Raw genomic sequence first — 6085 nt, 5'->3', positions numbered from 1 at the left:
GGAGAACACACCGCCGAGCCCCTCGGCGAGCGCGGCCGCCTGGCGCTCGACGCCTTCGCGGCGCTCCGTCCATGCGTCCCACACCGCGTCGAGCACTTGGCGGAAGCTCGGGCGGCCGGGCTGTGGGCGGGGCGGGAAGTAGGTTCCCGCGTAGAAGGCGCGGCCGTCCGGGAGCGCGAAGATGCTCAGCGGCCAACCGCCCTGCTCGCCGAGGCTCTGGCACGCGGCCATGTAGACCGAGTCGACGTCGGGGCGCTCCTCGCGGTCCACCTTGACGCTCACGAAGCGTTCATTGAGCTCGCGCGCCGTCGCGGCGTCCTCGAACGATTCGTGGGCCATGACGTGGCACCAGTGGCATGCGGCGTAGCCGATTGATAGAAAGATTGGCACGTCGCGACGCTTGGCCTCCTCGAATGCTTCGGGGCTCCACTCCCGCCAATCCACTGGATTCTCCGCATGTTGACGTAGGTACAACGAGGTCGCGCTTGCCAGTCGATTCGCCATATCCTGCCACTCCGTCCAGTGATATTTGCGTCAGTATGCCTTGAATGATGTAAACAAGTGATGCAAACTTTTCGTACTCAGTGGTTGAGGAGGCCCAAAGGACCGTCTCGAAACCACCACGACCGCGGGTCCCCGAACACTAGATTAGGAGGGGGTGGCCACGATGGCGTCGCGCAGGAAGTCCACCCTGCTCGCCCAGGGCAAGGAGCGCCGCATCGACGGCACCGGCTGGCCGTGGCGCGTCCGGCTCTACGCCCCGCCCCCGGGCGGCACCGGCTATCAGGTCATCTTCAAAGCCCCGGCAGGCGAAGGCGAGCCGTGGAAACGAGTGCTGCGTCGTGCGAGCACCGAAGAGGAAGCCCGCAGAATCTTCGCCCAAGCCGAGGCCGCGCTCGACACCGAGAAGGAGACTCCGGTCGCCTCCCACGTGCGCGCGTCACGAACGATCCGAACGCTCGGCGAGGAGTACCTCACGGACAGCCGAGCGCGCGGCAAACAGCCTCGCACGATGGAACAGCGCGAGTCCCGGCTCAACGCCCACGTCCTCCCCACCATCGGTGACGTGCCTGTAACGAAGTGGCGCGTCGAGCACAGTCGCATGGTGATGGAGAAGGGCGCTAAGACCATCTTCTCCAACCGAGGCCGCGAGGACCTGCGTGGCCAGCTGGCAGCCATGCGCAAGCTCGCGTGGAGGCTCGGATGGCTCGAGCGCAGCATCGACCCGCTCGACGGCCTGGAGGTCGGCAAGGCCAACGTCCTGCACGGAGCCACCACGCACTACGTCGATCCCCGCCTGCGGCCGGAGACCCGTCAAGTGAAGGCGATGGCCGACGCCGCCGACAAGCTCTGCGGGCCGGAAGGCACCGATTCCCTGATGACGCGACTCCCCCTGTTCGGCACGAAGATCCGCGTGGCCGGCTTCGGGGGCCTGCGCCTCGGCGAGCAGAACGCACTGCGCGCAATCGACGTCTTCTTCGACCGCGGCTACGTCCACGTCAACGGCTCGTGGATCACGCCGCGCGGGCAGGCGGGCTTCCGTGGCCCGGTAAAGAACCACACGCTGCACGAGGTGCCACTCCCCAAGTCGCTGATGCGCGACGAACTCCTCCCCCGCGTCAAGGAACTGCTCAGGCTTCCCGCTAAGGCAACACTGCAACAGGTACTCAACGCACAGGAGGCGGAGCGCCAGCGCCGAGTCTCACTCGCCGCGCGTGAGAAGGACAAGAGCGTCGCGTGGTGGAACTACGCTGTTGCACCCGAAGACGAGCTCTGGCTGTTTATCGACACCGAGACCGGCTTGCCGGTGAAGCCCGAGATGCACAACGAGCGCTGGCATCGCGTCCGCAAGTGGGTCGACGAGAACGATCCTGACAACGCCTGGCCCAAGACGATCGTCTACCGCAACCTCCGCCACCACGCGGCCACCAAGTGGTTCCACGAAGAGCTGGGAGAGTCCTGGGAAGTCGTCGCACAATACCTCGGAGACAAGCTCACCACCGTTCTCAACCACTACGTCCGCGCCGGCGAGGATGCCCTCCGTGATTCCGTCACAAAGTTGGCTCACCGCTAGTTCGGGCGGTCTTGAATCAGAAGCCTGCCCCCGCCCCCGTGTAGTGGAAGAGCTTCCCGGATCGGATCTGGGACAAAGGATCCTTCCGGAAGTCCGCATCTGTCCGTGAGGCAGCCCCAGCAGGCAACCGAGCGGCGGTCCCGGCATATGCTCGCCCCGTACCCACCCTTGGAGAGACGGAGAGCATGCGATGAGGGACTTCCAGAAAGCGCGGCTGGCCGCCGCGAGGGAAGCGTGGTTCTTCGACTTGCCCGTGCCCGGGGTCCAGGGACGTCTCTTTGAACCCGACTCGTGCGCGGACTGCTTCACCCCTTTGCCGGCGGCGCGGAGGAACCACCTCTTCTGCTCCGATCCCTGCCGCGAACGGGCGAGTCTGGTCCGCTACTGGAGGGACGTTCGCGGGGACGGGCGCATCGAACGGGAAGATGTCCGCGAGGCGCTGAGGCTCCGGGCCGCCTTCATGCTCTCCGGAGGCTACCCGAGCACCGAGCGCCGCCTCCCCAAGGCGACACGGGCCGCGGTCAGGGAACGCGACGGCGGCCTCTGCGTCCAGTGCGGCTTGCCTGGCACAGAGATCGACCACATCGCGGGCAGCTCCAGCGACCTGTCCAACCTGCAGCTCCTGTGCACCGACTGCCACCGAAGCAAGACCAACGCCAACCTCGTCCCGGCATCGCGAGAGAGCCAAGAAATCCTCAAAGCCTTCCAGCGAGAGCGCATCGTGCCGCGGTCGCCGTGCTGCTCTGCGATGACAACGAGAACTGGGAGGTGCTCGAGGCCCAGCTGCGCTCCGAGCGTATCAAGCGGCTCGCCGGACTGGCGGACCTCGAGGAATGGTTCATCCAGGGAACCACAGCCGCCCTGCTGCCCTATCTAGTCAGCCTGTCAGCGCATCCGGACGACGAGGACGACGGTGACGAATCCTCAGCCCACGGCGAGGACGACGACTCCGGCTACGGCCCTGACAGCTACTATGCGCGCGCGATGGATAGTGGGCACGACCGACCCACCGCATGACATCGTTTGTGGAGCCGTCGGTCACCAGCCATTACGACCGAAACGGAATCTTGCTCTCAGTAACGCCAAAGACTTCGCGGCCGTGGGAGCGAAGCAGCTCCTGAGCGCCCACCTTGGCTTCCTCCTTATAGCGGGCCGGGCCAACCACCACTCCGAGGATCGGAAGCTTCTCCATAGGCTCGGGTCCTTTACCGAAGTCACCCAAGGGGTTCACTGGAACCCCTAGCTCGACATACGGGATCAGGCCCAAACGTCCGGGCCGGTGCTTGAGGTACATCAGGTCGATATGCATTCCAGCCGCGCAGACGATCCGCGACTCCGCTTCGCCCTCAAAGCCACGGTGCTTGAGGGTGGGTAGCGTGCGTGCCACCGAACGCATTGCCTCGAGCTCCACCATTAGCTTCGTGTCGCTATGGTTCGACACCGCGGCTTCGACTTCGCGCAGAGCCCGGAATGCAATCTGACTCTGCTCTTCCGGCTGGCGAACTTGTTCGCTTGCGCCCGCGGAGACGGCAGCAACCCGTAGGGCGGTGGCGGGGGAAAATCTGCGGAGGGGAACAAGGGAGCGAAGCGAGCGCCGGAGCAGAATTTCCCCCGGTGCCGGCCCCGACGCAGGAGGGGCTTGTGCCGGTGGAGCGGGTGCGTACAATCCGCAGGACAGCCGGAAAAACAAGGCGGGCTCGCGGCCCGGCGGCGCAGCGCAGCGGAGACGACGGGGCGCGACCCGTTCACAGCCCGAGCGCAGCGAGGACCGATTTCAGGGCGCAGCCCTGGGGCCCTTTGTCGGCCCGGGCATGGCCGGGCTGTTAGTGCCGTTCGGCTACGATGGGCCCGTTCGGAGACCATTCGCAAACAGGGGGTACCGCAGTGAGCGATCGGCAGTATCAGCAAGGCCAGGCCGACCCGACGACGGCGGGAGAGCCACCGGCGTGGGCGCCGTTCTACGGAGCGAACCCGGTGCAGGCCGTGAGGCGCTTCTTCACCAAGTACGCGGTCTTCCACGGCCGTGCGAGCCGGCCCGAGTACTGGTGGGTGGCGCTGGCCTTCGCTATCGTCTGGATCGTCGTCGAAGTGCTCGCGTTCGCCCTCGGCGGCGGATCCCGCGACTCCGTGAGCGGGCCCGGCTTCGCGGTTCTGAGCTACGTTCTCCTGGCGCTGTTCCTCGGCACGATCGTGCCGAACCTCTCGCTCACGGCTCGTCGTCTCCACGATGCGAACCTCAGCGGCTGGTTCCTCCTGCTCGGACTCGTCCCGCTGGTGGGCGGCATCGCCGTGTTCGTCTTCACGGTCCTGCCCCCGAACCCGGCGGGGCAGCGCTTCGACCGGCCGGAGATCTCTCGGCCGGTCGATTCCGGCAGGTAGGAGATGTTGGCGCCCTGAGGACGCCTTGGGACGCCCCAGATCTACGTGGTTCGGCAGTCCGTTCTCCGTGCTCCGGGCGGACGATACCGTGGAGGCGCGATGACCTGGGCAGATGGGGGGTGTGCGGATTGGACGAGTCCGTGAGCGCTGTGCCGGCGCTGCTGATCGTCGTCTCCGCGATAGTCGCGGCTGCGGGATTCTTCTCTCTCGCGCGCAAATCGAAAGGACCCCGGCGGCGTCGCCGGGATGGGCGCTAGCCCGCCCGCAGGCCGGTGGGGTCGGTGTCCGGTCTAGGCCTTATGAAGCGGACGAGATGCCGGAAGGCGATCCCCGTTCTCGCGGCGTCCGCTGAGACCTCGACGGCCACGGGCTCCACGAGGGTCAGATGCACTGGTTCGGTGTCGCGCGCGAACTGGCCGAACCAGCGCGGGGTGACTTCTTCCGGCCATGGGTGGCCGCCAGTCGGGGCGTGCAGGAACGGCGCGATCGCGGTCGCCTGCGCGGAAGCGAGTGGCCCGGTGCGCCCGGCGACCCTCAGTCGGCCGGTGCTGTCGTACAGGCCGAGGACGAGCTGCCGTGGTCTGGATCGTGGTCCGATTACTGCTCCTGCGACCGCGTCGGACGCGGTGTAGATCTTGGTTTTGAGCCAGTAACGGCCGATTCGGTAGGGCTGGTCGGCCTTCGAGTTCCCTGTCAACTTCTGCGTGTTGAAGGTGTCAGTGGTCCGAATCCCTTGAAACTGAGTTCGAGATCGTCTTCCGTTGCTGACTGGTGGAGTAGAGCCCCCCGGGGGGGCGATCACCGGACACGTCCTCGCCCAGCCCGAACTGATGTAGCTCAACGTTTGCATCGGTTACCGATACAAACGTCTCCTCTACGGCAGCTCAGGCCTTGGCCCTCGTGCCCTCCCAGAGACCGTCGTTTCGCGCGATCGGGGGTGCTAGGCGGTCAGCTATTCTTCGAACCGGTATCCCTGCCCGGCCTCGGTGATGAGGTGTTTCGGGTGCGCGGGGTCGGTTTCCAGCTTGCGGCGCAGCTGGGCCATGTAGACGCGCAGGTATTGGGTCTCCTCGCCGTAGGCGGGCCCCCACACGGTCTGGAGGAGCTGGCGCTGGGTGATCAGCTTGCCGCGGTTGGCCACGAGCATCTGCAGGACGCCCCATTCCCGCGGGGTGAGGTGGACCCGCTCGCCGTCGCGGGTCACGGTCGCCGCTCCGAGGTCGATGCGCAGGTCGCCGACTTCGATCACCCCGCCCGGTGAGGCGTGGGCGGAGCGGCGTTCGACGGCGCGCAGGCGGGCGAGGAGCTCGTCGAGGCCGAAGGGCTTGGTCACGTAGTCGTCCGCGCCGGCGTCGAGTGCCTCGACCTTGTCGGTCGAGCCATGCCGGGCCGAGAGGACGACGATCGGCATATCGGACCAGCCGCGGATTCCACGGATCACTTCGGCGCCGTCCATGTCGGGGAGTCCGAGGTCGAGCACGAGGACGTCGGGGGGATTCGACGCTGCGAGGTGCAGCGCGTCTGTGCCGTTTGCTGCGACGGCAACGGTGTATCCCTCTGCCCGCAGGTTGATCTGGAGCGCACGCAGGAGCTGCGGCTCGTCGTCGACCACGAGAACGCGCTTCATCGTCC

Annotated in this window: 7 protein-coding genes and 1 pseudogene; 4 read left to right on the top strand and 4 right to left on the bottom strand. The window is 66.5% G+C overall.

The window, feature by feature from the left end:
* On the bottom strand, positions 1–504 hold a 504-nt coding region (locus ACLN58_RS01470), incomplete at its 3' end, for a thioredoxin domain-containing protein (RefSeq protein ID WP_415853497.1).
* Between the two features lie 163 nt (positions 505–667).
* Between ACLN58_RS01470 and ACLN58_RS01465 the strand changes: the two genes are divergently transcribed.
* The 3 genes and pseudogenes from ACLN58_RS01465 (at position 668) to ACLN58_RS01455 (ending at position 3091) form a co-directional block, all read left to right on the top strand.
* On the top strand, positions 668–2074 hold the full coding sequence (locus tag ACLN58_RS01465) for a hypothetical protein (RefSeq protein ID WP_415853496.1): 1407 nt from the start codon (positions 668–670) through the stop codon (positions 2072–2074).
* A 190-nt stretch (positions 2075–2264) separates the two neighbouring features.
* Positions 2265–2678: pseudogene (locus ACLN58_RS01460) on the top strand (HNH endonuclease); the annotation flags it as partial.
* A gap of 131 nt (positions 2679–2809) precedes the next feature.
* A complete protein-coding gene (locus ACLN58_RS01455; RefSeq protein WP_415853500.1) occupies positions 2810–3091 on the top strand; it encodes a hypothetical protein in 282 nt (93 codons plus the stop codon).
* Positions 3092–3122: 31 nt separating this feature from the next.
* On the opposite strand, the gene ACLN58_RS01450 is transcribed toward ACLN58_RS01455, so the two are convergent.
* Positions 3123–3488 (bottom strand): hypothetical protein, encoded by a 366-nt coding sequence (locus tag ACLN58_RS01450; RefSeq protein WP_415853495.1) that lies wholly within the window; start codon positions 3486–3488, stop codon positions 3123–3125.
* 470 nt (positions 3489–3958) lie between these two features.
* Between ACLN58_RS01450 and ACLN58_RS01445 the strand changes: the two genes are divergently transcribed.
* Complete coding sequence (locus ACLN58_RS01445; RefSeq protein ID WP_415853494.1) at positions 3959–4453, top strand: DUF805 domain-containing protein; 495 nt, start codon at positions 3959–3961, stop codon at positions 4451–4453.
* A gap of 253 nt (positions 4454–4706) precedes the next feature.
* Here the strand turns inward: ACLN58_RS01445 and ACLN58_RS01440 are convergent, their stop codons facing one another.
* Positions 4707–5150 (bottom strand): hypothetical protein, encoded by a 444-nt coding sequence (locus ACLN58_RS01440; protein ID WP_415853493.1) that lies wholly within the window; start codon positions 5148–5150, stop codon positions 4707–4709.
* A gap of 255 nt (positions 5151–5405) precedes the next feature.
* Positions 5406–6080, bottom strand: a complete 675-nt coding sequence (locus ACLN58_RS01435) for a response regulator (RefSeq protein WP_415853492.1) — start codon at positions 6078–6080, stop codon at positions 5406–5408.
* Between the last annotated feature and the right edge of the window lie 5 nt (positions 6081–6085).

It is taken from the genome of Sinomonas sp. G460-2 (assembly GCF_047759905.1).
GTDB lineage: Bacteria > Actinomycetota > Actinomycetes > Actinomycetales > Micrococcaceae > Sinomonas.
The sequence above is the reverse complement of the archived record's forward strand: the minus strand, read 5'-3'. Positions and strand labels throughout refer to the sequence as shown.

Bases quoted from the DNA above. Each gene is read 5' to 3' on its own strand.
- ACLN58_RS01465 (WP_415853496.1), top strand. From the start codon at position 668: ATGGCGTCGCGCAGGAAGTCCACCCTGCTCGCCCAGGGCAAGGAGCGC.
- ACLN58_RS01450 (WP_415853495.1), bottom strand. From the start codon at position 3,488: ATGGTGGAGCTCGAGGCAATGCGTTCGGTGGCACGCACGCTACCCACC.
- ACLN58_RS01435 (WP_415853492.1), bottom strand. From the start codon at position 6,080: ATGAAGCGCGTTCTCGTGGTCGACGACGAGCCGCAGCTCCTGCGTGCG.